Origin of the sequence: Burkholderia sp. Bp9143 (assembly GCF_003853645.1) — a bacterium.
Classification (GTDB): Bacteria; Pseudomonadota; Gammaproteobacteria; order Burkholderiales; family Burkholderiaceae; genus Burkholderia.
Map to the genome: position 1 here is coordinate 1 of NZ_QTPO01000013.1, position 24575 is coordinate 24575.

The 24575-nt window shown below is 63.1% G+C and carries 19 protein-coding genes and 1 pseudogene; 10 read left to right on the plus strand and 10 right to left on the minus strand.

Features of this window, described 5'->3' with window-relative positions; genetic code table 11:
- Positions 1-71 precede the first annotated feature (71 nt).
- The 7 genes from DIE23_RS12020 to groL form a co-directional block, all read right to left on the minus strand.
- The gene (locus DIE23_RS12020) at positions 72-959 is read right to left on the minus strand and encodes a CHASE2 domain-containing protein (RefSeq protein WP_185646429.1); all 888 of its coding nucleotides are present in this window, start codon (positions 957-959) and stop codon (positions 72-74) included.
- A 30-nt stretch (positions 960-989) separates the two neighbouring features.
- On the minus strand, positions 990-2288 hold the full coding sequence (locus DIE23_RS12025) for a FecR domain-containing protein (protein ID WP_124612315.1): 1299 nt from the start codon (positions 2286-2288) through the stop codon (positions 990-992).
- Between the two features lie 71 nt (positions 2289-2359).
- The gene (locus DIE23_RS12030; protein ID WP_124612316.1) at positions 2360-3070 is read right to left on the minus strand and encodes a response regulator transcription factor; all 711 of its coding nucleotides are present in this window, start codon (positions 3068-3070) and stop codon (positions 2360-2362) included.
- A gap of 1338 nt (positions 3071-4408) precedes the next feature.
- Positions 4409-5791 (minus strand): MFS transporter, encoded by a 1383-nt coding sequence (locus DIE23_RS12035; protein ID WP_124612317.1) that lies wholly within the window; start codon positions 5789-5791, stop codon positions 4409-4411.
- Between the two features lie 641 nt (positions 5792-6432).
- A complete protein-coding gene (locus DIE23_RS12040; RefSeq protein WP_124612318.1) occupies positions 6433-7644 on the minus strand; it encodes a M24 family metallopeptidase in 1212 nt (403 codons plus the stop codon).
- A 221-nt stretch (positions 7645-7865) separates the two neighbouring features.
- Positions 7866-8882, minus strand: coding sequence for a GlxA family transcriptional regulator (locus DIE23_RS12045; protein ID WP_124612319.1), 1017 nt, complete (start codon positions 8880-8882; stop codon positions 7866-7868).
- Between the two features lie 294 nt (positions 8883-9176).
- Positions 9177-10811 (minus strand): chaperonin GroEL, encoded by a 1635-nt coding sequence (gene groL, locus DIE23_RS12050; RefSeq protein WP_124612320.1) that lies wholly within the window; start codon positions 10809-10811, stop codon positions 9177-9179.
- Positions 10812-11132: 321 nt separating this feature from the next.
- Between groL and DIE23_RS12055 the strand changes: the two genes are divergently transcribed.
- The 8 genes from DIE23_RS12055 to DIE23_RS12100 all read left to right on the plus strand — a co-directional run bounded on the left by DIE23_RS12055 (position 11133) and on the right by DIE23_RS12100 (position 20006).
- Complete coding sequence (locus DIE23_RS12055; RefSeq protein WP_124612321.1) at positions 11133-11786, plus strand: dienelactone hydrolase family protein; 654 nt, start codon at positions 11133-11135, stop codon at positions 11784-11786.
- Positions 11787-11882: 96 nt separating this feature from the next.
- A complete protein-coding gene (locus DIE23_RS12060; protein ID WP_124612322.1) occupies positions 11883-12596 on the plus strand; it encodes a phosphoribosyltransferase in 714 nt (237 codons plus the stop codon).
- 96 nt (positions 12597-12692) lie between these two features.
- Positions 12693-14009 carry an erythromycin esterase family protein gene (locus DIE23_RS12065; protein ID WP_124612323.1) on the plus strand — a complete coding sequence of 439 codons (1317 nt, stop codon included), beginning with the start codon at positions 12693-12695 and terminating at the stop codon, positions 14007-14009.
- A 220-nt stretch (positions 14010-14229) separates the two neighbouring features.
- Positions 14230-14706 carry a universal stress protein gene (locus DIE23_RS12070; protein ID WP_124612425.1) on the plus strand — a complete coding sequence of 159 codons (477 nt, stop codon included), beginning with the start codon at positions 14230-14232 and terminating at the stop codon, positions 14704-14706.
- A 114-nt stretch (positions 14707-14820) separates the two neighbouring features.
- Complete coding sequence (locus tag DIE23_RS12075; protein WP_124612324.1) at positions 14821-15321, plus strand: flavodoxin; 501 nt, start codon at positions 14821-14823, stop codon at positions 15319-15321.
- A 466-nt stretch (positions 15322-15787) separates the two neighbouring features.
- Entirely contained in the window at positions 15788-16321 is a 534-nt protein-coding gene (locus DIE23_RS12085; protein ID WP_124612325.1) for an aspartate carbamoyltransferase, read from the plus strand.
- A 388-nt stretch (positions 16322-16709) separates the two neighbouring features.
- Positions 16710-17570 (plus strand): sulfurtransferase, encoded by an 861-nt coding sequence (locus DIE23_RS12095; protein ID WP_124612326.1) that lies wholly within the window; start codon positions 16710-16712, stop codon positions 17568-17570.
- A gap of 99 nt (positions 17571-17669) precedes the next feature.
- Positions 17670-20006, plus strand: coding sequence for an HAD-IC family P-type ATPase (locus DIE23_RS12100; RefSeq protein WP_124612327.1), 2337 nt, complete (start codon positions 17670-17672; stop codon positions 20004-20006).
- A gap of 68 nt (positions 20007-20074) precedes the next feature.
- Here the strand turns inward: DIE23_RS12100 and DIE23_RS12105 are convergent, their stop codons facing one another.
- Positions 20075-20839, minus strand: a complete 765-nt coding sequence (locus tag DIE23_RS12105; RefSeq protein WP_124612328.1) for an energy transducer TonB — start codon at positions 20837-20839, stop codon at positions 20075-20077.
- 112 nt (positions 20840-20951) lie between these two features.
- On the opposite strand from DIE23_RS12105, the gene DIE23_RS12110 reads away from it, so the two are divergent.
- Complete coding sequence (locus tag DIE23_RS12110; RefSeq protein ID WP_124612329.1) at positions 20952-21140, plus strand: hypothetical protein; 189 nt, start codon at positions 20952-20954, stop codon at positions 21138-21140.
- Between the two features lie 46 nt (positions 21141-21186).
- On the opposite strand, the gene DIE23_RS12115 is transcribed toward DIE23_RS12110, so the two are convergent.
- Both DIE23_RS12115 and DIE23_RS12120 read right to left on the minus strand, forming a co-directional pair.
- Positions 21187-22677, minus strand: coding sequence for a sensor domain-containing diguanylate cyclase (locus tag DIE23_RS12115; protein ID WP_124612330.1), 1491 nt, complete (start codon positions 22675-22677; stop codon positions 21187-21189).
- Positions 22678-23618: 941 nt separating this feature from the next.
- The gene (locus DIE23_RS12120) at positions 23619-24113 is read right to left on the minus strand and encodes a CreA family protein (protein WP_124612331.1); all 495 of its coding nucleotides are present in this window, start codon (positions 24111-24113) and stop codon (positions 23619-23621) included.
- Positions 24114-24238: 125 nt separating this feature from the next.
- Between DIE23_RS12120 and DIE23_RS12125 the strand changes: the two are divergent.
- Positions 24239-24550, plus strand: a pseudogene (locus DIE23_RS12125) (cation diffusion facilitator family transporter); the annotation flags it as partial.
- Positions 24551-24575: the final 25 nt, after the last annotated feature.

Consider the following 24575-nt stretch of genomic DNA (forward strand, 5'->3'; position numbering starts at 1 on the left):
AATAGATGTACTACGCTGTCTCGGGGTGGGTCAGATTTAGATGAAATCGGTGGGTTAAGACTCGGTGGAAATCAACAGCTGGCATGCACTGCGATGCCCGGCATCGCACCGTTTTGGCCCGAAATGGTGGTTGTGAGGTGCTCTCCCAGCCCGTCAGCTGTTGCGCCGACCAGCACGATGCGGTCGTGGAAAACTTCAGGCGGCACGCGGCCGCGCAAGACATCCGAGAACGATACGCGCGGATAAGGGTGCGCAAGCAGGGAAAACGGAATCAGCAGGCGACGGCTCCGCGTAAGCGACGCGCCGGTGGCAGAGGTGAACGTTTCGATCGAATTCGCGCCACCCGAGTTTGGCGCCACGCTACGCCCCTGCAGCATGCGGTATGCAGGCAACGTCAACTGAGGCCACATATGCTGAGAATTTCCCTCGAAAAGCGCGATGCTTCGCACGACACCGTCGTTATCGGCTTCGAGATTGATGTGTCCGATGCCGGCCGCAGCATCACGCAATTCTTCCACTGGCAAGATGGGCTCACCGAAATGATCGCCGCTGGAGGCGCTGACGATTGCCAGTGGAAGGTAAACTGGTGCGAGTGATATCGCCTGAGCGAGCACTGGGTCCGCCGGCGAAGGCTCGCTGAACAGAATGTCGTAGATGACGCATCGTGGGCCGGCGGCAGCGATCCGTCGCAACACCGCCGCATGATCTTCGCGCGGCCAAGGCCAGCGGCCGAGATCTTCAAGGCTCTCGTTATCGATCTCAACGAGGAGAATGTCCGGATCGGCAGTATGGGGGAGGCGCTGTAGCCACCAGTCGTAGGTCAGTTTATCCAACGCCCCGGTCCAGCGAAAACTGGCCAGAAGTGTCACGAACAAGACGCACGCGATCACGAGAATGAGCCATTCCCGCAAAAAGCGGCGGTCTTCTGCGCGGCGAAGGTGAAGTAAGCGGGCAACCACGGATCGGCTGAATCGAATCGATGACGAGAGTTATCGATCGACTGAGAACGATCGAATCGATGGAGGATGCTGGGGTGGCGCGGCGCCGTTCGACGGCTCTCCCATCACCGACCAGAAATATTTGGCGGCGGGAAGATTCGTCAGAACGAGGCGCGTGCCGGCGAGATCATGCTGGTCAACGATCGGTTCGGTGAGCTGGCTGTTGGTCGCCAAAATGAAGTGCCAGCCTGAACTCGAGTCGATATTCGTATCATTGGTCCAGCGAAATTCGAAACTCTCAGAGTCGCCTGCTAACGCATTGTTGTTGGCATTCGCATTGCTGATCCGGAAGCTATAAGTGCGCGAGAGCCCCTCGATTCCGTTTGTGTCGAACGCCGAGATGCGCACGAAGTAGGTGCCGTTTGCTCTGTTGGGGAACTCGATCTGCGTGCCGGTGGACTGCGCGTCGTCGAGGATGTTCAGGAAACCCGCATCACTCGCGATGGTTGCACGATATTTCTCGGCGAAGGGAAGAGGTTCGAGGTCGAATGCAATGCGAGGGCCGTCCTGCTGACGCGCGGGATGCTGTAGTACGGGTGCCGCCAAAAGCTCGACAGGGCTGCCGACGTTGCCCTTGCTCGCGGCGACGCCGAATCCGCGCGGCACGAGCGCTGGCGTAACGGTGCCCGGATCGGTCGCGCTCCCAACCTGCACCTTCCCCTCCAGGACCTCGACTTGCGTGCGGTCAGTATCGTGCGCGTATGTCACGCGGAATTCAGTGCCGCGTACACCAGCGATGACCGACGGTGTGACAATTTCGTAGCGCTCCCGCGGCTTGAGAGGCGAAACCTTGGTTTCGACTTCTCCATCATCGAGTTCGATCTGTCGATTGATCGAGCCGGCGGCATCCGCGGTGCGCAGCCGTCTGATCCATACTGTCGTGCCCGGAAGGAGCGTGAAGCTTGATCCGTCAGACAATTCAACCGTCACGAAGGAATGGCTACCGGTCCGAATGTGAGCACCTTCGACGAGCGTTGTGCCCGGTCGCAACGCGGCGAGCGAACCGACGTTGCCAAATGCCTCCGCGCTTCCCGTAACGGAAATGACACGCGCCGTCGGCGGCGGGCTCTTTAGAAGCGCGACGGGAATTCGCAAAGTCGTTCCTGGACGCAGCCGCCGCGGCTCGCGGACGTGATTGATCTGCTGAAGTAAACCCCAGTTGGTCGGGGCAGCGAGGTATTGTGCTGCGAGGTCGTACAGTGTGTCGGCGGTATGGACCGAATACTCGAAGAGAGGTCCCCCGACCGGCGCCGTGCCGACCTGCGCAACGGGCGCCGGCGAATATGTCATGAGCGCCGATGTGGCAATAGCGATGCCTAAGCAGCGTACGCGCGCCGAGTGCTTCGGAAATGCGGGTGGACTCACGATGTCGTTCCCATCGCGCTGGTGTCGAGCTTCTCGAGACGGTAGCCATATCCATAGATCGGAACAATGCAGTAGCCGTTTTGTGGCCGCAGATCAAGTTTGACGCGGACAGCGGAAATATGCGTATCGAGCGTGCGAGTCGGGATGTCAGTCATGTGTTTCCACACTGTTTCCAGAATGTGGGCACGCGACAACGGACGAGCGAAGTTGCGAAAGAGCAGCAGCGCAAGCTGAAACTCCTTTTGCGACACGGCAATCGGCGCTCCGTTTCGATAGAGCCGGACCTCCTGCAGATCGAATAGATATTCACCGAACTGCTGGTTGGTTGTAGCAATTTCTTGACGATAGGTCCGTCGCAACAGCGTGTTGACACGCGCGACGAGTACGGACGCGGCGACCGGTTTGACGACGTAGTCGTCTGCGCCGGCGTTCAGGGCGAAGACGATGTCGGCTTCGCGCGAACGGCTCGTCATGAACAACACCGGCAGATTTGCATCGCAATTCTTGCGAATCCACGAGAGCACCGCATCGCCGTGCATGTCGACGACGTTCCAGTCAAGCGTGACGAGGTCGAACGTTTCGCGCTGAAGGCGATGAATGAGTGCGCGGCCTTCAGCAAACATGTAGCAGTTGTGGCCGGCTGGTGTAAGCGCTTCCGAAACGAACTGAAGCTGACTGGGATCGTCATCGAGGACGGCGATACGCATGGCGACTGAATCCTAAGTACAGGCGAGCCGCACCCCGGCGCGGCGACCGACAAGCAATATCCGCCAAGCAAACATCGTCGGCACATCACGGTGCATTGCCAATGGCGGCGAGACAATTGTGCAGTTTCTGGAACTGAAAGAACGTCAGAGATTCACAAGACTCTCGGGTACGCTTGCGCTCCAGCGTTCTAGCAGGGCCGGATGAAGGGTCGGCCTGCAAGTCGTCCGAGTGGCGCTCCCGGTAGGAGCGTCAGGGCATGCATAGAGACCGATCGAGAGGTACATGCCTGCCACTTGCCATCACGCGACGCAGTCAGATGGTCCCGTTATGAGGTAGCCATACTTAACATGCCAGCCACTATATCTTGTAACTTTGTAAAAATAAACGAACCAGCAGTATTCCTGTGTACCGAGTGGTGAATCGGCCACACATGAGGGCGTCGGCGCTGTGTTGTGGTGCATGCAATGACGTTCTCTGACATCGATTGGGTGTCCTCTGCGCTAGGCTTCGATCATCCAAGCAGTCGAATCTGTCGCCACCATGGCCTGGATGAGAAGAGCAATAGCGGCGATTATTCGCGATATACGGTTCCGGGTCGTTCCTCAATCGGCAGGGGTACGGATGACGACCAACGGAACCGGTTCCATTTGCATCCGAAAGTGCTTGAGAGGTGCTGGTCGCTTTACGCCACCGACGGCTTCTATGAGCGACGCGGATGATTCGTTGGTCATTCGATGTCGACGACCGTGGCGTCGCGACATTCATGCGGCATCAGATCGCGAACAGCAGAAGAGAAGGGGGGACCTCACGATGAGCAGCGAGGCTGAATCCCGCCAATGGACGGGATTGGAAAGACGCCACGTGAACTTGGGGGGCTCGACGACGCAACGAACGGAAATTTCGAACGTGCGCTTCGCTAGCAGCATTGCGTAGCCGTTCCACGGAGTCACTCCCCCGAATGCAAGGGCCGTCCAGTCGACGGCAATTTCGCGCCAGCGTATGCGCGAATCACGTTGAGAACGGTCCTTGCCGTCGCGCTGACCGGAATGGCGGCATGGTGTCGGCTACGCCGATGCGCACTTTCCTCGATTCGCTCGATCTCGCCAAGGAGAAACTCATCCCCCATTGATGGATCGTTCTTTGTAGGCCCGACTACCTGTCAGATCGAGTCCCGGCTAATACACGTAAGATGCCGAACAAGCCGGAAATTTGGTTCGGCCACATACGACGATAAATGGCTATGGTGAAATGAAGCGCCGCGCAGCGGATATTGGGTCCCGCACATACGGCGCTTTGGTTCAAGCCGACCCGAAACGGCCGAACGATTCACCGAGCCGTCAATCGTCCGCGAGCGGCCGCTTCGACGTCTCGCTGCTCGCGAGCATTGCCACCAGCGCGACACCGGCTGCCCCGACCAGATACCATGCCGGCGCCAGCTTGTTCCCGGTCGCCCCGATCAGCCACGTTGCGACCAACGGCGCCGTCCCGCCGAACAGCGCATTTGCCGCATTGAAGCAGAAAGCGAAACCGCTGTAACGCACCCGCGTCGGGAAAATCTCCGACAGGAAGCAGGGCAACGTCCCGTCGTTCATCGTCAGCAGGGCACCAAACGCGATCTGGATCATCACGATCGTCGCGAAGCTTGCCCCGCCCAGCCCCTTGAACAGCGGCACAGTCAACGCGGCGAACATCACCGACGCACTGATCAGCATGGTCTTGCGTCCGACGCGATCCGACAGCGCGCCCATCAGGAAGATCAGCCCGATATACGCGGCCAGCGAAATTGTCGCCGCGATGAACGATTCCGTCTCACCGATACCCATCTCGGTCGACAGGTAAGTCGGCATGTAGCTCAGCACGAGGTAGAACGCGACCGCGTTCAGGCACGTCACGCCGAAAGCGATCAGCATCTTGCCGCGATGCCGCGTCAGCAGTTCGGTGGCCGGCGCGTGAGCGACATGATGCGCGCCTTCGAGCGCCTTGAACTTCGGCGTGTCCTCGAGGCGAATCCGGATATAGCGTCCAACCAGGCCGAACGGCGCGGCGAGCAGGAACGGCAACCGCCAGCCGAAGTCGTGCAACTGCTGCGACGTCAGCACCGCGTGCATCACCGCGACGAAGATCGATCCGAACAGCAGGCCGGCCGCGGTGCTCGCCGGCACGATGCTGGTGTAGAACCCGCGCTTGCCTTCCGGCGCGTATTCGGCGAGGAACGCAGAAGCGCCCGCGTATTCGCCCGACGCCGAGAAACCCTGCACGATCCGCACCAGCAGCAGCAAGACCGGTGCGACCATCCCGACCTGCGCATAAGTCGGAAGGAATGCGATCAGGAACGTCGAGCACGACATGATCAGGATCGAGAGCGACAGCGCGGTCCGACGCCCGACCCTGTCGCCGAAATGCCCCCACACCACGCCGCCCAGCGGCCGGATCACGAACGAGATCGCGAACACGCCATAGGCGGCCAGCAGCCCCGTCATCGCGTCACTCTTCGGGAAAAACACGACCGCGATGACGGTCGCGAGATATCCGTACGACGCGTAATCGAACCATTCGACGAAGTTGCCGATGAAGCTCGCGCATGCGGCCCGCCTCAGCAGCCGCGTGTCGACAGCCCCGCGCGCCGGCGCGTCGCCGCCCGAATGGATGGCGCTGCCCTGGCTCGGCAACCATGCGCCGGCATCCGCCGACCGACCCGACATTACCTTTCTGGTACTCATGCTCAGTCTCCAAACTGAATAGTAGTTGCGGTGTCATGGCCGCCATCCGTGATTCGATCGATCGTGCGGTGAATGCACTGCGCAGTGCCGAATCGCGGCCGTTCAAGCGCATGGTAGAAGCTGGAGCCCCAGGAAGATTTTCCTTTTCGACAATAGACTCTCTGGATCCGACACCGAGGGTTAACACCGCCGACCGCCGAGTGGCGCGGTGCTGCCCTGTTTCGGGCGCGCAGGTCGGCGCAGCGGCGGCGGTCGCATGTCGAAAATCGGAAGTTATGAAGAATGCCGGCATCGCGCAGGTGGCGACGCATCGCGGCGCACGAACGCGTCAGCGGATAGCCGACCACTGGCAAGACGAAGCCAGAATACCGGGGAAGTGAAGGAGGGCACCGGCGCGAGCGGGCGGAACGCCGGACGACGAACGCTCGCGAAGACGGAGGGTCGCATGCCTGTCGGCGCGCATCGATCGGGACGGAACCGGGATCGACTCGACATGCTTTGCACAACGGAATAGCCGACGGGGACGATCCTCGCGGATCGCCCTCCGTCGGCTGCATGGTGGGTTCTACGTTGCGCGCGCCGTCACCCGCCAAGGCCACGGATGCCGCTGAAACGGCGGACGGCGCACATCGACATGTCGCTCAGGCCTTGATGATGTTGCGTTCCGGGCCATACGGGAAGCCGGTGATATTGGTTGCGCCGCGTTCGCCGACGACGAGGATGTCGTGCTCGCGATAGCCGCCCGCGCCCGGGTGGCCCTGCGGCAGCATGATCATCGGTTCCATCGACACAACCATGTTCGGCTCCAGCACGGTATCGATGTCCTCGCGCAATTCAAGCCCCGCCTCGCGTCCGTAGTAGTGCGACAGCACGCCGAACGAATGGCCGTACCCGAACGTGCGGTATTGCAGCAGCCCGTATTCCGCGTAGATCTTGTTGAGTTCGAGCGCGATGTCGCCGCAGCGTGCACCGGGCTTGATCAGTGTCAGTCCCGCTTCGTGCACTTCGACGTTGATCTTCCACAACCGCAAATGCTCATCCGGGCAATGGTCGAAGAACATCGTACGCTCCAGCGCCGTGTAGTAGCCGGCGATCATCGAGAAGCAGTTCAGGCTCAGGATGTCACCTTTCCGCACCTTGCGCGTGGTGACCGGATTGTGCGCGCCGTCCGTGTTGATGCCTGACTGGAACCACGTCCACGTATCCATCAGTTCCGATTCGGGAAAGCGGCGCGCGATCTCGCGCACCATCGCCTGCGTGGACGCCAGCGCAACCTCGTGCTCCGGCACGCCTTCGTGCACGGCGGCAGCCAGCGCCGCGCCGCCGACATCGCAGACGTTCGCGCCGTGCTTGATCAGCGCGATCTCCTCGTCGGACTTGATCATCCGCATGCGCATCGTCTGCACACCGATGTCGACGAACTCGACCGATGGCAGCGCCGCCTTCAGCTTCGACAGCACCTCGAGCGGCACATGGTCGAACTCGATCCCGATACGCCCGCGATTGTCGATCTCGGCCTGTATCGCCCGGAAGAAATTGTCGCGCTGCCAGTCGGTATAGACGACGTTGTAGTCGCCGACCGTGCGCCGCCACGGCTGGCCACCATCGATGTTCGCCGAGATCGACACGACCTTGTTCGGCGTCACGACGAGGCCGTACTTGCGGCCGAACGAGCAATACAGAAAGTCCGAGTAGTAGTTGATGTTGTGATACGACGTGAACAGCGCCGCGTCGATGTTCTCGCGCGCCATCAGTTCGCGCAGTTTGCGCTGGCGGTTCGCATATTCGGCATCGGAGAAGGTGTGCTTCGCCTTTTCGCCATTCTCGATTCGAATCAGGTTTTCCATCTTCATGAGCTCGCTCCTCGGTAAAAAGCGTGGTGGGTGTGAGCAAATGGTAGAAGTTCGGCGAATTCGAAGATTTCCAGAATGGACATCACAATCTTCGAATTGGCCATGCCGGGTTAACAACCAAGCCGGCACGGCAGGCCGTGCGGTCCAGCCTGTCCGTCGGCAGGACGATCGTCGGCACGAGAATGAAAGCCGGTCGTACCCGGCAGGCGATCGGCGCCTGACTACAGCGCGTTCTGGTAGCGACGCCGGTCGGCGATCGGCGAAATCTGGAACTGTTCCTTGTAGCGCGTCGCGAAATGGGTCGTCGACGTGAATCCGGTGCGCGCGCACACCTCCTCGAGCGAGTTCGCGGTGCGGTAAAGCAGTTGCCGCGCGCGCAGCAGGCGAATCTCCAGATAAGCCTGCGCGGGCGATTTGCCGAGGCGATCCTGGAACCACCGTTGCAGCTGTCGCTGCGACACCTGCAGATGGGTGGCGATCTCCGGCACGGAAAGCGTCTCCTCGACGTTGCTTTCCATCAGTTGCAATGCCTCGTCCAGTTTCTCGTGTTCCGCGCCGATGTACTGGCGCAACGACGTTTGCTGCCGGTATTCGCGGCTGCGCGGTTCCGCGACCAGCAGTTCGAGCACGCGCGCAGCCAGCGCCGGGCTGCCAGGCGCGCCTGCCAGCAGATGCACCATCAGGTCGAGCGGTGCGACACCGCCGCTGCACGTATAGCGATCGCGGTCGATCTCGTAGAGTCGGGTCGACACGGTCAGCTTCGGAAACTGCTCCATCAGCACGTCCTGGTCCTCCCAGTGGATCGTGCAGCGATAGCCGTTCAGCAGCCCGGCGCGCGCGAGGAAGTAGCTGCCGGTATCGAGCCCGCCGAGCGCGGTCCCGGTGCGAGCCTGCCGACGCAGCCAGTCGACGATCGCGCCGGTGCGTCGGCGCGGAATCGGATTGGGGCCGACGACGAACACCACGTCGAATGCCTCGCTGTCCGACATCGATACATCCGGCACGACACGGATGCCGTCGCTCGACCGGACGACCTCGTCGCCGGGCCCGATCAGCTGATAGTCGTAGACGCGCCGCCCGACGACCATGTTCGCGATGCGCAATGGATCGATCGCGGTACTCAGCGCGATCAGCGAGAAGTTGTCGATCAGCAGGAAGCCGTATCGGACGACACGGAGGTCATGAATACCTTCGCGCGCTCGGGATGACAACGATGAAGCGGGCGCGGTTTTCGACATCGTGGAATCGGTGCCACGGGCTGGGCGAGTGGAAGGATGCAGCATCATAGCGCCGAGCATTCTGCCGCCGCAATTGTCCGCATGACTCGGCTCGCTGATCGCCAACCAGATCCGCTCGCCACGCCGCATTCGGAGTGCGGCTACTACAGCCCACTCGAGCAGCCGAGACGGTCAGCGTACTGAACACCTTCGCCGACTACCACGGTGTATCAGGCGCTCGCGCGTCACGTTGGACGGCATGTGGCCCCTCGATGCCGCACGGGTCATTCGAGACCCGTCATTCGCGCGGACGGATCAGCCCAGTTCATCGCTCCAGTGTCCAGGGCCGTGGCCGCCGTGCGACGGGCCAGTGCGTGGGCGACTGGCGATCATGCAATCCGTCGTAAGCAGCAGGGATGCGACTGAGATCGCGTTCTGCAGCGCCGAGCGTGCCACCTTGACCGGATCGACGATCCCGGCCGCGATCATGTCGCCATAGGTTGCCGTCGCCGCGTCATAGCCGAATGGTCCGGTCGCGGCATCGACCGCGTGTACGACGGCCTGTGCGTCCGCGCCGGCATTCTCGGCGATCTGGCGCAGCGGGGACGCGAGCGCGTCGTGCACGATCCGCGCACCGGTGCGCTGCACATCCGTCAGGTTTGCGTCGTTGCCTTCGAGCGCGCGCCGCGCACGCAGCAGTGCAACGCCGCCGCCGGGCACGATGCCTTCCTCCATCGCGGCGCGCGTCGCATGCAATGCATCCTCGAAACGGTTCTTGCGCTCGCGCAGCGCGGTTTCCGTCGCGGCGCCGACGCGAATCACCGCGACGCCGCCAGCGAGCTTCGTCAGCCGGCGCGTCAGCGCGTCGCGCTCGTAGCCGGGCGGCGTCGTGGCAACACGCGCACGCAACGCCTGGACGCGGTCGTCGATGCGCTTGCGCTCACCGTGCCCCGCGATGACGGTCGTGGTCTCGCGCGTAATCTCCACACGGCGCGCCGCGCCGAGATCGTCCAGCGTCGTGCGCTCGAGCGTGCGTCCTGCCTGGGCTGAAATGACCGTTGCGCCGATCAGTGCGGCGAGGTCCGCGAGCTGTTCGGTGCGGGCCTCGCCGAATCCCGGCGAGCGGATCGCGCACGATTTCAGCGTGCCGCGCAGATGGTTGACGACGAGGGTCGCAAGCGCTTCGCCCTCGACTTCGTTCGCGACGACCAGAAGCGGCTTGCCGGTACTGCTGAGTGCCTCGAGCACGGGCAAGAGCTGCGTGATCGCGGTGATATTCATGTCGCACAGCAGGATCCGCGGCTCCTCGAGGACCACGCGATGATTGTCCGATTCGACGAACAGCGGCGACAGGTAGCCGCGATCGATCAGCGAGCCGTCCACCGTCTCGAGCTCGTCGTCGAGCTTCGTGCCGTCCTCGATGCTGATCGCGCCGTCCCGGCCCACGCGCTCGACGGCCTGGGCGACCAGCGATCCGATCGTGCTGTCGCCGCTAGCGGAAATCGTCGCGATCTGGCGCATTTCATCCGCGCTCGCGCAGGGTTTCGACACGCGGTGCAGTTCGGCGACCACGTCGCGGCCGGCGGCCTCGATCGCACGCTTGAGCGCCATCGGGTCGTGTCCGGCGGTGACGCACTTGATCCCTTCGGCGACGATCGCCTGGGCGAGGGTGGTGGCGGTCGTCGTGCCGTCGCCGGCGACTTCGCTCGTGCGGGTCGCCACTTCACGCAGCAGCCGGGCACCCATTTCCTCGAACGGATCGGGCAGGTCGATGGAGCCGGCCACGACGACGCCCGAGTTCGCGACCAGCGGCGCAGTGCCGGCCTGCTCGACGATCACGTTGCGCCCGCCGGGCCCGAGCGTGATCTTGACGGCCTCGGCCATCGCGTTGACGCCCTTGAGCAGCCGTTGGCGCGCATCCTGATGAAAGACCAGCGATTTTGCGGGCACGATACGTCTCCTGTTCCAGGATGCCGGACACGATGCGTCGCGAAACCGGCTACCGATATTCCACCTGCCGGCAGGCCGCGCGGGTTGACCTGGGTCAACGAGCGCGAAGCGTTGCGCGCCGCCGCATGCGCGCAAGAGGGTGTCCCGTCTATCCATCCCGAGCGTTGATCTCCATCAAGTGTCGCGGTTCCTGCCAATCGAGAATGAGTACGTCAGTGACGGGAAGGCGGTACGACATGAACGCATCGTCCCGCCGACTTCCGGTCAGGCAACCTCGCGAACGGTACCCGTTGTGGACCGTGATGATGTCAGGAGCGCCGGATGCAGACACAGCACGTAGCGATTCCCGTCGACTCTGTCACGCTTGACGGGATTCTGGAGATTCCCGATGACGCCGGCGCGGTTGTCGTGTTCGTGCATGGCAGCGGCAGCAGCCGCTTCAGTCCGCGCAATCGGCAAGTGGCGGCAGGCCTGCAGCGCGCAGGTTTCGCCACGCTGCTGTTCGATCTGCTGACGCTCGACGAGCAGCGGCACGACGACATCGACGCGACCTACCGCTTCAATATCGCGCTGCTGGCACGCCGGCTGGACGCGACCCTTGCCTGGCTCGCGCAAAGGCCGGACGTCGGGGCGCTCCAGGTCGGCCTGTTCGGTGCAAGCACAGGTGCCGCCGCCGCACTCGTCTCGGCCGGGGGAACGAACATCGTGGGCGCCGTCGTATCGAGGGGCGGCCGGCCCGACCTGGCGCGGCCGATGCTTCCGTCGGTCCGCGCACCCACACTGCTGATCGTTGGCGAACGCGACACGGAAGTGATCCGGCTGAATCAAAAGGCCGCCGGGCAACTGACGTGCGAGCATCGCATCGCGATCGTGGCGGGTGCGACACACCTGTTCGAGGAGCCCGGCACGCTCGACGAAGTGACGCGCCTCGCCGTTGGCTGGTTCGAGCGCTGGCTGAGTACCCGGCCAGCTTGAACGCAGAACCGTGTCGTTGCTTGCCACTGCACAGGTCTGCACTTTGCGCTTCCCCGTATCGCGAGGATGGGGCATTTCGCTTACAGGACATCGACCATGAGTGGCATCTTTCGGAATCGCACCGATGCGGGCAGGCAGCTCGCCGCGGCGCTGGCGGGCTACGGTGGACGCAGCGACGTCGTGGTGCTGGCGCTGCCGCGCGGAGGTGTGCCGGTGGGCTATGAGGTCGCGCGCGCGTTGCAATGCCCGCTGGACGTGCTTGTCGTACGCAAGCTCGGGGCGCCGCTCAATCCGGAGCTGGCGATCGGGGCAATCGCGACGGGCGACGCACTCTATCTCAACGAGTCCGCCCTGCGTAACATTCCCGTAACCGAGCAACAGCTTCTCGACACCATCGCACGCGAACGCATCGCGCTTCAACACCGGGAGTCGGCCTACCGCGGACAGCAGCCGCCTGCTCCGGTCGAAGGAAAGATCGTCATCGTCGTGGATGACGGCATGGCGACGGGGTCAACGATGCAAGCGGCCCTCGACGCACTGCGCAATCGGCGTCCGAAGCGGATCGTCGTCGCGGTGCCCGTGTGCCCGGCCGGGGCGGAATCCCGTTTCGAGTCGATTGCGGATGACTTCATCTGCGTGTCGCAGCCGATCTGGTTCATGAGCATCAGCCAGTTCTACGCCGACTTCCCGCAGACGAGCGACGAAGAGGTGCGAAGCTGCCTCGCCGCGGCGCAGGACTGGCAACGTGGTGCCGCGAGCGGCGACGACGACGGCACGCGTGCCGCTGCGCCGGGCGATGGCACGCCTTGATCGGCTTCTCTGCCGGCTTGTCGTGCGAGCCGAAGCCCGGCGCCTGTCCGCCGATCGGGCGCGCGACAACCGCATTTCGCATGGAGGAAATGCATCATGCAGCCACCGACAACCCCATTCCTTGCTGTTCGGGCGCTCGGGCAGCGTATGAGCGGTGACGCCACCGACTACGACGCCCTTCTGGAAATGGCGCGCGGCCGTGACCTGATTCTGCTGGGCGAGGCAACGCATGGCACGGCCGAGTTCTACCGCATGCGCGGGGAAATCACCCTGCGCCTGATCTCCGAGCAAGGCTTCGACACGGTCGCCATCGAAGGAGACTGGCCCGACGCGTGGCGAATCGATCGCTACGTGCAAGGCGAGGGGACCGACGACGCCTTGTCCGCGCTGGATGATTTCGAGCGGTTCCCCGTCTGGATGTGGCGCAATCGGGAAGTATGCGACTTCATTGCCGCGCTGCGCGGAATCAACGTCACCCGGCCGCAGCAGAACCGGGTGGGCGTTTATGGCCTCGATCTCTACAGTCTCTATCGTTCCGCGGACGCGGTGATTCGCTACCTCGAAGGCGTGGACCCGGCAGAGGCCGCGCTGGCGCGTGCGCGCTACGCGGCGCTGGACCATGTGCGGGAGCCACAGGCCTATGGATATGCCGCGGCGTTCGGTGCGAGGCCTGCCGCCCAGGCTGGCGCGGTGCGGCAGCTTCTGCAGCTGCGTGCCGACCAATTCGACTATCTGGCGCGCGACGGCACCGACGCACTCGATGCGCAGTTCTTTGCCGAGCAGAATGCGCAGGTCGTTGTCAACGCCGAAGCGTACTATCGCGGGATGTTCGGAAGCCGGATGAACACGTGGAACCTGCGCGATGCTCACATGGCCGGCACGCTGTTCGCGCTGACCCGCTATCGCGTGCGCCGCGGCGGCAGCGGCAAGGTTGTCGTCTGGGCACACAACTCGCATCTCGGCGATGCGCGCGCAACGGAATCACGGCGTCGCGGGGAGTGGAACCTCGGCCAGATCGTGCGCGAAAATGCGCGACATCGGGCGCTGCTGGTTGGATTCACGACGTACACCGGGCATGTTTCAGCGGCTTCACGATGGGACGGCGACGTCGAGCAGAAATGGGTGCGTCCTGCGCAACACGACAGCTGGGAACATCTTTTCCATACCACGGGTTACGACCGCTTCTTTCTGCCCATGCAGGGCGACACCGCGCGCACGCTCGACGAACCCTTGCTGGAGCGCGCGATCGGCGTGCTGTACCTGCCGCAGTCGGAGCGGCAGAGCCACTATTTCGAAGCCGCGCTCGCGTCACAATTCGACGCGCTCTTTCACCTCGACGAAACCGGTGCGGTCGAACCGCTCGAACCGTCGGCAGGGTGGCAGAGCCGGGAGAGGCGCGCCGAGGCGCTTTAGCGGAGATGTGCACCCGTATCACGTTGAACGAGGGCGCCGCGTTTCCGTATCGGAACCCCACCGCTGATCGAATCGGATGGCGTGGCCCGGGATGGCTCGTCCTGCGTCGCACGCGCCCGGATTCTTGACCGAAATCAACGCTCAAGCCCCATCGAAGCCGATGATGGTAACGAAGCCGGGCATCGCCCAGGCGTACGGCCCATTGTCCCGCGAGGTTCACATGTACACGAAGATCATTGTTGCCCTGGACGGCAGCGAGCCGTCGAAGCGCGTGTTCGAGGAAGGATTGAAGCTGGCGAAGTTTTGCGGTGCTCGCTTGTTCGCGGTGTATGTCGTCGACAAATCGGTGCTGTTCACCTACGCGGGCCGCATCGATCCCAACGAGCTGATCGACGAGCTGCGGCGTGACGGCACGGCGGTGCTGCGTGACGCCGAGCACGCCATCGCACGCGCGGCGGTAAACGGTGAGACGGAACTGATCGAAAGCGCGGGCATCGGCGAGGATGTCGCGCAATGCCTGCAGCGCTATGTCGACGAGCATGCGATCGACCTGGCCGTGATCGGCACCCACGGGCGCCGTGGTATCCGACGCATGGTCATCGGCAGCGTCGCGGAGCGCTTCGTGCGTGCATCGCATTGCCCGGTTCTGATGGTGCGCGGCGACGACGCGTCAGGCGCGACCGCGAAAACCGCGTAGGAGACGTCGCGAGCCCCGCCCCAGGAAACCGAACGCTCCACGCGCCGGCGCTGCGTACGGACCGACTCGGGCGATGCAGGCACGGCCACGGCCCGCTTGCGGAAAGGAGGGAGTATGAATTCCGGAAAGGTACTTGTCGTGTTCTATTCACGCACAGGCACGACCCGCCGGGCCGCGTCCGCACTGGCGGCGATGCTCGACGCCGACGTCGAGGAAATCATCGTGACGCAGGGTCGCTCGGGCCCGTTCGGATATCTGCGCTCGCTGGTCGAGGCGATCAACCGGAAACCGGCGGACATCGTCGCGCCGAAGCGGGATCCGGCAGCATACGATCTCGTGGTGATCGGCTCCCCGGTCTGGGCGGGCTGCGTATCGTCGCCGGTGCGGGCCTATCTCGAAGCGAATCAGCGGCGCTTGCCGCAGGTTGCATTCTTCTGCAGTCTCGCCCAACGCGGCGCGGAATCGGCATTGGCTCAAATGCGGATGCTCGCGCGCAAGTCGCCGCTGGCCGAATGCCATGTCACGTCGCGCGAAACGTTGCACGGCGAGGCCAGTCCGATTCTGGCGGCATTTGCCGAGCGGGCCGCGCGCAAGCTGACGGAGTCGGTCGCGTGACCGCCACGCGTTGACCGCCACACGCAGATACACGCATCAGCGCCACCCGGACGGTTGAGCGACGGTTATCGCGTGCACGGCAGAATCGTCTTCTGGGAGCGCGTGGATGTGCCGAGCGTGCCGGTGGACGCGTTGTTCCGGTGTGCGGAGCAGTGGTGCGCGTTCGAGGTCGATCATGGGCGGGCAGTCCGACAGGTCGTTCAGCTCGGACAGCGCAACGCGGAGGCGGCTCAAGTGCTTGCTGGCCTGCGGAACGGCAAAACCGTTCTCTTATACCCGCCGACCGCGCTTGCGGAGAACACGCCGGTTCGGTTGCCCAGCAGGAACAGGCCTCCGTGCGACACGGCCTTTGCCTTGGCACCCGCGGTGCGCACCGGATACGCAGGTTCGCGAGATATGATTCCACTCATAGTGCGCGGGATAACACAGGGCTAGACTGCCGCTGCATTCGAAACCGGAGACATTCATGGCACGTACAGCTGCGCTTTTGCTCGCCGCTTCCCTTGCTGCCGGCAGCCTCGCTTCATTCGCCGCTGCCGACACGACCGCGCGCGAGAAGGCGGTCGAGCAACGGGGCGCCGACGTCATGCCGTTTTCGCTGGCGGCCACCACCCATATCTTCACCAAGACCGCGGATGGCGGCGTCCAACAGGTCGTGACGAAGCGAGACGATCCCCACCAGGCCGGGTTGATCCGCCAGCACCTGGCGATGGTCGCGCGGCAGTTCGCCGCTGGCGACTTCGCGGGACCGGAGCAGATCCACGGCAAGGCCATGCCGGGCCTTGCGGCGCTTCGCGCGGCGAAGCCGGGCGAGCTGACAATCACCTATCGCGACCTGAACAACGGCGGCGAAATCGCCTATCGGACCGATCAGCCGCGGCTGGTCACCGCGCTGCACCAGTGGTTTGACGCACAGCTGTCCGACCATGGCCACGACGCGATGGCGGGGCATGGCGCGAACGCGAGGCCTCACCATCCGGCCGGCACCACACCCGAATAGCGGGGGCCGCGGCCACGAAGCCCGCGGCGAGTCCATCACGCTGCAGACCGCCGGGCCCGGCGATTTTGTGGCGGAAGCGAGTCTCTTTAGCACGCGATACCACTGCGACGGCGTTTGCCCGGTCGCCAGTCAATTGCTGGGGGACGAGTTCATCGCGCGCGACGGGAGCCTCGTCGTCCTGACCGGAAATCCGCCGACGTGACAGGATCGATGGTCGTGGCGATCGTCAACCGTTGACCTGTGTCAACGGGGTTTCCCGGTATTCGAGATTGACTGACATCAACGTCGATGCGCTGAACGCGTCCATGTTCTTTCCGCAAGCGACTGTCGCGCGTCGCGAAGACAGCTACGCAGACGCGTGTTTCGTCATCAGCCAGTGAGGCTTGCCATGCATGAAAGAGTCCTCATTTCCGCCGCCGACCTGGCGGAACTCATGAAAACGACGCCGGTGGTGCTCATCGATACGAGAGACGCCGCCAATTACGCGGAAGCCCACTTGCCCGGTGCAGTCAACATCCACGAGATATTCACGTATCTGGCGATGTCGACGCCGCAAGGTGTGGCGGCGTTGCGCGAGACCTTCACCGACGCCTTCGGCAAGGCCGGCTTGTCCGGGAGCGAAACCGCGGTTGTTTATGAGCAGTCCATGACAACCGGCTTTGGACAGTCCTGCCGGGGTTATGTGTTGCTTCGCTATCTCGGCTATCCGAGAGACAAGATCAAGGTACTCCACGGCGGGTTCAGGGCCTGGCGCGCGGCGGCGCTGCCGAGCACGACTGACGTACCGGCACCGAAGCCCGTCCGGTTTCCCGTCGCTACCGAAGGTGGCAGCATTCTGGTGGACCTGAACGAGATGAAGGCAGCGGTCGCCGACCCGCACGTGGTGAAACTCGATGTGCGGGACGTCGACGAGTGGATTGGCGAAAGCTCATCGCCGTACGGCAAGGACTTTTGCCCGCGAAAAGGTCGCATTCCAGGCTCGGTGTGGCTCGAGTGGTACCGCATGCTGAAGCCGACACCCACCGGGCAGATGTTCAAGTCTCCAGCAGAGATTCTTGCGGAATGCGCGACAGTCGGGATTCGCCGGGATACGCCGGTCGTCGTTTTCTGCTTCAAGGGCGCGCGGGCGTCCACAACGTTCGTTGCGCTCGAGGAAGCCGGCATCAGGAACGTGCGGCTATACCTCGGTTCCTGGAACGAGTGGTCGCGTGACCTCTCGCTTCCCATCGAAGAGGGGGTGCCGTACTGATGCCGGTTCCACAGGGAAGCGAGAACCGCATGCCGCATGTCGCCGTGTCCCCCTCCGCGGTTTGCCCCCGGGTAGCGCGGTATTGAAGGTGCCTCGTCCATGGAAGAGACCGTGACGCCGGAATCGACTGTCGGACTGTCGACTGCCGAAGCACGCGAGCGCGCGAAAAAATTCGGCCCGAACACAATCCGCGAACAGGCGGCGCCATGGTGGCGTGCGCTGTTGCCCAAGTTCTGGGCACCGGTGCCTTGGCTACTGGAAGCGGCCATCGTGTTGCAGATTGGCATGGGCGCTTACATCGAGGCGGCTGTCGTCGGCGCACTGCTCGTATTCAACGCCGTACTCGGCATCGTTCAGGAACACAGAGCCGGCGTCGCGCTCGCGGCACTCAAACAAGGACTCGAACCGACCGCGCTCGTTTGCCGCGACGGCCAATGGACACGTGTGCCTGCGGCGGATCTCGTGCCTGGTGATGCAGTGCAGCTGGCACTTGGGGGCGCGGTGCCTGCAGACGTGCGCGTGACAAAGGGCTCCGTGATGGTGGATCAATCGATGCTGACCGGAGAGTCCGTACCTGTTGAGGCTCTGCTTGGCGGGATGGTCTACGCGGGCTCGCTCGTCAGGAGCGGCCGGGCGTCAGCCACGGTCACTGCGACGGGCGCACGTACTTACTTCGGCCGCACCGTCGAACTCGTTCGGATCGCGCACGCGCCGAGTTCCGAACAGCACGCGGTGCTCGCCGCGGTAAAGGGCCTCGGACTCGTCAACGGGATCATCGCGCTGGTCTCGGTGGGATATGCGTATCTTCTCGGGTTTCCGGTTGCCGAACTGATGCGTCTTGCGCTCACGGCCTTGCTGGCAACGGTGCCGGTGGCGCTGCCGGCTACCTTCACGCTCTCCGCGGCACTCAGTGCGCTCGCGCTGAGCCGTCGCGGTGCACTGCTCACGCGTCTATCCGCGGTGCACGAGGCGGCAGCCATGGACGTGCTCTGCTCCGACAAGACCGGCACGCTCACCCGGAATGCGCTGGAAGTCGAAGAAACCTCGCCAATGCCGGGCTTTGATCGCGAGCATCTGCTGTTTCTAGCCGCAATGGCAAGTTCTCGTACCGGCGACGATCCGCTCGATGCGGCCGTTCGGCGAGCTGCAGCGTCGTTGATTCCCGAACGATACGATCAAGAGCCGACTCGCTTCGTCCCGTTCGATCCCGAGACGAAAATATCGGAAGCCTATCTGTCGCACGACGGCCATGAGCCGATGCGTATCGTAAAGGGTGCGATGCAGGCGATCGAGCAGATTGCCGACGTGGCGCCAGGCGCACGCGCGAAGTCCGACGAGCTTGCCCATCGAGGTCACCGCATCATTGCGGTTGCGGTGGGAGCAGCGGGAAGTTCGATGCATCTGGCAGGGCTGATCGCACTGAGCGATCCCCCGCGTGCTGATTCGGCCAAACTTGTCGCCGCGCTCAAGGGGCTCGGCGTGCGCACGGTGATGGTGACGGGGGATTCGGCCGCCACGGCCTCCGCCGTTGCCGGGAAAGTGGGCCTTCGGCCGACACCGTATCCTGCCGCGGCCGCATACCCTCACGCCGATCTCCAGCAGTTCGACGTCTACGCCCGCGTACTGCCGGAGGACAAGTACCGCCTCGTGGACGCGCTGCAACATGGCGGACACGTTGTTGGCATGTGCGGAGATGGTGCCAATGATGCGCCCGCATTGAGCCAGGCGCAGGTCGGGATCGCGGTTTCGTCCGCCACCGATGCGGCGAAGGCAGCGGCCGCGGTCGTTCTCACGGAACCGGGGTTGGCTGGTATTCTCGCGACCGTCCAGGAAGGTCGCTGCGCGTTCCGGCGTCTTCTGACCTATGCATTGAACATGCTGGTGAAGAAGATCGAGGTCGTTTTGCTGTTGGCTTATGGCCTCGTGGTTGTCCATCACGCGTTACTCACCCCGATGATGATGGTGTTGCTGCTCGTCACGAACGACTTCCTGACGATGTCCTTGACGACTGACCGGGCAAGACCGGCACCGGCACCGTCTGTTTGGCACATGCGCCACATCGTCACCGCGGCTACGATCTTCGGGAGCTGCAAGCTGCTCTTTTCCGGCGGCATCGTGACCGCCGGTGCGTTGTACGGTCGATTGCCGACCAGAGAATTGCAAAGCCTGAGCTTCCTCGCGATCGCCTTCGGCAATCAGGCGGTTCTTTATGTATTACGCGTGCGTGGTCACCTCTGGCATTCGCGGCCGGGCCGGTGGCTGCTGCTGTCGTCCGCGATCGACATCACGATCGTCTCGGTGCTCGTACTGTCAGGTACGCTGATGGCCACGTTACCGTGGTCGCTGGTGGGAGCCGTTGCAATGACCGCGATCGGGTTTGCGCTGATTCTGGATCAACTGAAGATACCGGTCGAAGCGGCGCTACGGCTTGGCTAGACCGAGCGAACCAGGCTTGGCGAGAAGGGGCCGGCGCAGACATCCGACCGACCGCCTGCGCGTATCCGTCAGCCCTTCGGTTGAAATGTAAGAACGATGCTCGCCGGCGTCGTGCCGTCGATATCCCGTGGCATCGGGTCCGACTTCTCGACGGCGGCCAGCACGGCACGGTCCCACTGCGGGTTACCGCTGGAGCGTTGCACCCTGACACTGAGCAGCGCCCCGCTGGGCGCGCACGTGACAGCGATGACGGCAGATGGATTGCCCGGGATCTCGAACGGCGCGACGACGTTGGCGCGCACCCGACGGGCTACCGTCCTTGCATAGTCCCGCGACGCAGCAACGCCGATCTCCAGCAGAGGCCCGCGGGCGATGTCCTGCAGGGCGGCGAGCCGCGCGGTGTGTTCCCGCTCCATTTCACCGTCCGCTTGCGCAGCAACGGTCGTGGCGTTCGGCAACCGGGTCCGGCGTGCCGCGATCACGCTGGTCCGCAAGGCTGACGCCTTTGGACGCTGGGGTTTGATGTCGATCCTGCGATGATGGCGCACGACGGGCACCCGCGCGTTCACGGCTCCGAGTTCGGTAGACGGAATCGAAACGCGCGATGCCGACTCCGGGTTGGCCGTATGCTGGGCCGACGTGGTCAACGGCAACGGCATGCCGGGCGCGTTATTCACCGTGTGCGAGCCAGCGGGGGAGTGGTGGTGCAACAGGCCGGCGCCGGAAATCACCATCGCCGCCAGCAGGACGTGCAGAGCCAACGCCAGTCCAAACGCTCGCCCCGTGCCGCGCTCGCGCGGCGGCCAAACAGGCAAGTCGGATTTCGTGCTCATGGCTGCTTAGCGCCGGCCTGCGCCCCGTGAGCGGGCCTCGAGCCGGTGCTCCGTTCGCTACCGATTTCAGTTTAGTCGGGGCACGGAAGTCAATCAAAATGGGTGACTGCCGATGGACTTCCAGCAACCATTCGACAGCGTCTGGTACCGCATTGCAAAAACGTCAGAACGATGGCCACCGGCGTTGCCCCGTTTTTTCATCCGTACGAAAAACAAGGGGCCGATGTTCCGGGTCAGCCTCCTCGGCGTACTGGTTGCCGGCGCTCCGGTGCACGAAGACAGCGACAATCCGGCCGGCTAACGCAAGTATCGGCCTCCGGTGGGGCGTTCCCGAGACTGGCGCAAGATCACATGGCAAACGTCGATCGGGACGGGACGGCGGTAACCTTGTTCCGGCCGATTGCCTTCGCGTGGTACAACGCCTCATCGGCCGCCTTGATCACCGCCCCCACTTCGACATCCTGTTCCGGTGTCCAGCTGGCTAGACCGATGCTGGCCGTCACGTACCCGAATTCGCTGCCCACGTGTTCGATCATCAAGCCACTGATCGCGGCGCGAATTCTTTCGGCGATCAGTGCTGCGTTCGCAAGTGACGTGTCGGGCAGCAGTATGACGAACTCTTCCCCGCCGTAGCGGGCCGCGCGGTCGTTCGGGAGACGAATGTTCTCGCCGATGCACCGCGCGACCGCGGCCAGCGCGTCATCGCCTGCCTGGTGGCCATAGGTGTCGTTGTACGCCTTGAAGCGATCAATATCGACGAACAGCAGCGAAAACACGGAGCGCGCTCGACGCGCGCGGTGCCATTCCTGATCGAGGATCTCCCCGAACGTGCGGCGATTGTTGAGTCCGGTCAGGCCATCGGTGCGCGCCAGCAGAACCAGTTCGGATTCCGCCCGCATCCGGCGCCGCAACTGCGCACTGAGCAGAATCGACAGCGCAATGGATCCCGTACCGAATGCGGCCACCAGTGAGCCGATCGTGATCGCGCGGTGCCGCCACGCCGCATAGATGTCCTGCTCGGCTTCGGCGACCATGATGATCAACGGCAGATCGGGCAAGTTCTTGAAATAGTAGTGCCGCCGCACACCATCGATCGACGCCGTTTCCGAAAACGTGCCCTCCGGCGCGGCCCGGAAACGCCGGAAAGTCACGGCTTGGCTGATGTCGCGTCCGATAATGCGCACGTCGAACGGCTGACGCATGAACATGATTCCATCCTTGCCGATCAGGGACATCGAACCATGGGTGCCGAGCGCCAGGCCGGCGAACAGCCTGTTGAAATACTCGAGATTGATCGTGAGCACCACGATGCCGGCAAATGAGCCGTCGGTGTTCGACAGACGTCGCGACAACGCGAGACTTCGGATGCCTCCGCGCAGGCGCGATACATAAGGATCGCTAACATAGAGCCCGGTATCGGGGCGATCGCGCTGGATCGTGAAGTACTTCCGATCGGCGAAATTGCCCTTGCGCGGTACGTCATGTTCCGAGTCGAGGACGATGTCGCCGGCTGCGTCCAGCACAAGCATCGAGCCAATGTATTGGGCGGTCATCGCATAGTCAAACAGCACGGCTCGCCGCAAGGCTGGGGAGGCGGCCATCACGTCGGGGCGTTGCAGCCCTCGAATCACTGCCTGCAACGACAGGTCGTAGAGCTCAAAATTGCGCTCGATATCTCTTTCGGCCATCAGACCAAGATTGCGCGAGGTTTCGCTTGCGCGATCAAGCGCGTCCTGGCGGCTCTGGCGCAATTGCAAAACGCACAGACACATCAGTGCAACGGCGACGAGGACGCCGAGCACCACGACATAGTAAGGCGCCGCCGACCGAGGCTGCATGGATTTCCTCACTCAACGGGCGCCCAGGATGGGCCTCGATTCCGCATACTAGAAAGGGCGGGCAGCGAATGCAAGAGCGGGTTGCCCGAAGTCGGCACGGACATAATGCCGACTGTTCGCCACATCAAACAGTTTCGATGCTGACGACTCCGTTTTGCTGTGTCGCAACAAAAGAACCGTCGCTTCTTGTTCACGGAGCAATTTCACGGGTGAGGCCAATCCAAATTGGACGAGTATTGGCTGCCTGCCAATAAATTCGGCAACTTGAAAGTTGTTGTGAAATTAGCTAATTGGAGGATCGAGACAAGCGCAGCGAATCAAAGAACAAGCCGAAGACACGAAGACCCGTCGCAGACGAATGAGGGCCACTTCCCGAAGGCGTTGTACGACTCGATTTTGCCGGTGCTCTCCTTGACCGCATCGCGAAGCTCGTGGCTGTCGAGCTATTCGAGCGAAAACACCGTGAACAGAAAATTGGTGAACTCGCATGCCGCACGGTAGGGACGACACTGACGGCTCTCAGCGGCAACGCGGCGTATCAGCGAGGAAACTATGCAGACTTGGCATCTTTTCGCCCCCTGCGGGCGTCTGCCAAGGCTTGGTGACATCAATAGGCGGGGGCAAATACCAAACAGGACGCGCGTCACATTTTTGTCACATTGCGATTCTTTCGGCTCGGCACCCGACTGGACGGCGAGATCGCCGGTCGTCACGCTGCGCGTCAGATCGTTCGCTCAGGCGGTCGATACCGCGCCGCCCACTCATACCAGCCAGGCAAGCAGCACAAGGAAAATTCGCGATCGCATCGGGGACCCCTCGGCGGTAGATCTACCGCATCGACAATGCGCGCGCAGAGTGCCCCGCATCTTGCTTCCAAGCTGACGCGGAACGAAAGCGCGGGCTTGATGCTGGTCAAGCGCCGCCTGGGGCATCGCGCCGCATCATTCGGCGGAGGTGCCCGGTCCTCCCCAGTGCACGGGCAGGCGGACGACATCCACATGCCCCGGAAGATCGCCGGCCACGTCGCTTTCCATGTAGGAGAAGTACAGGACGACGAGACGCCGGATATCGACAATCCGGACCACGTGTATCGATCGAAATACCGGATCGACCGATTCGTCGAACACCAGAGCCTGCCGTGGCAAGCGTGCGGTAGTCGCAAGCGTTCCGGTCTGGTGGCAGGACACCGACGCTTCGGCGCCATGTCCGTCGCGGAAGGACGGTCGTTCGTCGCTCGAGTGCGGCTCCGAAACGAAGCACGTCACGCCCTTGAGCAGCGGGTCGTCGTACGCGGAAATTCCGATATGGGTTCCGTAGCGCTGAGAGTGCGGAGGAATGCGCGCCAGTTCCTCTGCATCGACGACGGATGCGCAGGAGATCGCCAGCGCGACGGAAGCCATCCATGTACTCGTTCGCAGCGTGATCATCGCCAGCATCCTCGACTAATCGGCAAACCTGCCTCGGCCCGACTCTCACAGAACGAGTCTGATTGAATTTCAGACTAGGTTTCCGAGGGTATCGAACGCTTGACTTGCGTCAAGCTGGAATGAGCCGGTGGCCGGATGCTTGCCATGACCTGATGGATCGTGCCGCCGACGTCAAGGACGTCGAGGCAATCCGCACGACGCTGGTCGCGACACCGGGCGTGCTTGACGTGCACGACCTGCGCACGCGAAAGACCGGCGATCTGATCCTCGTGGACGTGCATCTCGACATCGACGCCGATCTCACCGTTGCGCAAGGGCATGACATCGCCGTGAATGCGCGTGCTCGCGTGATGCGGCATCACCGTGTCCTGAACGTGATGACGCACGTCGATCCGCGCAAGTGCGCGAAGCCCGCGGACGTCGCGACCGGGATTCGACGCGGGTAGGCAGGAAGAGGGCGACCTACCCGTT